We start from the raw sequence: 1,817 nt of genomic DNA, 5'->3' as shown, positions 1-1,817 counted from the left end.
GGGGTGAAAGGTGCGCGGTAGGTGGTGGTGCCAATGTCCCCGATGCCCCGCGACGCCTCGCCGGCCTGGCGGAGCGCGGCGGCGATGACGCCGATCGCGTTCACCCCGGAGGTCTTGCCCTGGTCGTTGGCGGTGCTGATCGAGGTGTACCGCTTGATGTGTTCCACCGAGCGCATGCCGGCACCGGTGGAGCGGAGCACGTCGGCCACGGACTGGTCGCGCTGGAAATCGACGAAGTGGTGATGCCAGTCATCCGGGCCGCCGTCCTGCCCGGGGACCAGCCAGAGCTGCCGGGTCGGGGCGGAGGCCTTCGGCTCGCCAAGGACTGAAGGTTCGACGGCGGATGCGAAGCCTGCGGCGATCGCGGCCGACGCTCCGGCGGAGATGCCCTCGGCGAGGCAGTCGTCGAGTTCGAAGCTGCCGCGGCCCGAGCCGATGGTCTGCTGGTTCGGGACCACGGTGCTCGGCACGAAAGCGGCGAGCTCGTCGTCCCAGCGCAGCTTGCCCTGGCGCTGGGAGTGCAGGTGGACCAGCGGGCTCCAGCCACCGGAGACGGCGAGCAGATCGCAGACGATCTCCTCGACGCCGGAGGTGAGTTCGCCGTCGTCGTTGATGCTCCGGACGGTCACGCTCTCCACCCGGCCCTCGGCCGTGCCGGAAGCGGTGTTGGCGACGGCGCTGCCGATCAGCACCCGGGTGCCGGCGGCGGCGGCCGCGGCGGCTGTTTCGCTCAGCTGCGGGCGGGCGTCCACGACGGCCTCGACGCGGATGCCGGCGGCGCGCAGCTCGCCGGCCAGGGCGTAGGCGCTGTCGTTGGTGGTGCTGATGACCACGCGGGAACCGGCGGCCACGGCGTACCGGTTGAGGTAGCTGCGGACCGCGGAGGCGAGCATGATGCCGGGCCGGTCGTTGTTTTCGAAGACCAGCGGACGCTCGTGGGCGCCGGGGGCCAGGATGACCTGGGCGGCGCGGATGTGCCAGATCCGCTGCCGGGACACGCCGGGCGCTGCCGGGCTGGCGAGGTGGTCGGTGCGGTTCTGGACAGCGATGACGTAGTTGGCGTCGTAGGCACCGAACGCGGTGGTGCGGTTCAGGACGGTGGACTCGGCGCCGGAAACCAGCTCGGCTTCCACGTCCGCCACCCATTCCAGGGCCGCCTTGCCTTCGATGGTTTCGGCCAGCCCGGGGCCGGTGGAACCGGACAGGAGCGAGCCGCCCAGCTCGGGCTGGTCGTCAATGAGGATGACCCGGGCGCCGGAGCGTACCGCTTCGCGGGCCGCGGCCAGGCCTGCCGGACCGCCGCCGACCACCAGGACGTCGGTGTGGACGTACTTCTTGTCGTACTCGGCGCGGTCCTCCTCCGGGTCCAGCTTGCCGAGGCCGTTGAGCAGCTCTGCCTTCAGGCCGTCCACCAGGGTCACCGTGGTGGCGGGGAGCATGGACTCGGCCACGTGCCCCGGGAACCGGGCGGCGACCTTGACCAGGGCATTGGATTCCTCGACGCCGGCGGACATGATGCCGCGCGGCCGCTCCTCGTACAGGGAGTTGCCGGCAGCGATCCGGCCGTTCGCGAGCAGGGCCGAGGCGAGCGTGTCGCCCGGGTGGCCGGAGAATTCCTCGCCGTCCAGGGTGAAACGCCAGGAAATGGTGCGGTCGATGCGGCCGCCGGCGGCGAGGCGGGCGTTCTGGGAAGTCACTTGGTTGCTCCTTCCGGGGCGGTGATGCTCGTTGAAGAGGTGCTGGGCGCGGCACTTCCGGTGGTGGTGCTGTCTGGAGCGGTGCTGGCAGTGCCGGATTCGGCGGCATCCGGAACCGTC

At 71.2% G+C, this 1,817-nt stretch carries 1 protein-coding gene; it reads right to left on the bottom strand.

Features of this window, described 5'->3' with window-relative positions; translation table 11 throughout:
* A partial coding sequence (locus J2X01_RS21930; RefSeq protein WP_310062668.1) for a 2Fe-2S iron-sulfur cluster-binding protein occupies positions 1 to 1,697 on the bottom strand: 1,697 nt, incomplete at its 3' end.
* Positions 1,698 to 1,817: the final 120 nt, after the last annotated feature.

It is taken from the genome of Arthrobacter ginsengisoli (assembly GCF_031456935.1).
Lineage (GTDB): Bacteria > Actinomycetota > Actinomycetes > Actinomycetales > Micrococcaceae > Arthrobacter > Arthrobacter ginsengisoli.
Note: the sequence above shows the minus strand (reverse complement) of the source record. Positions and strands in the feature narration are given on the sequence as shown.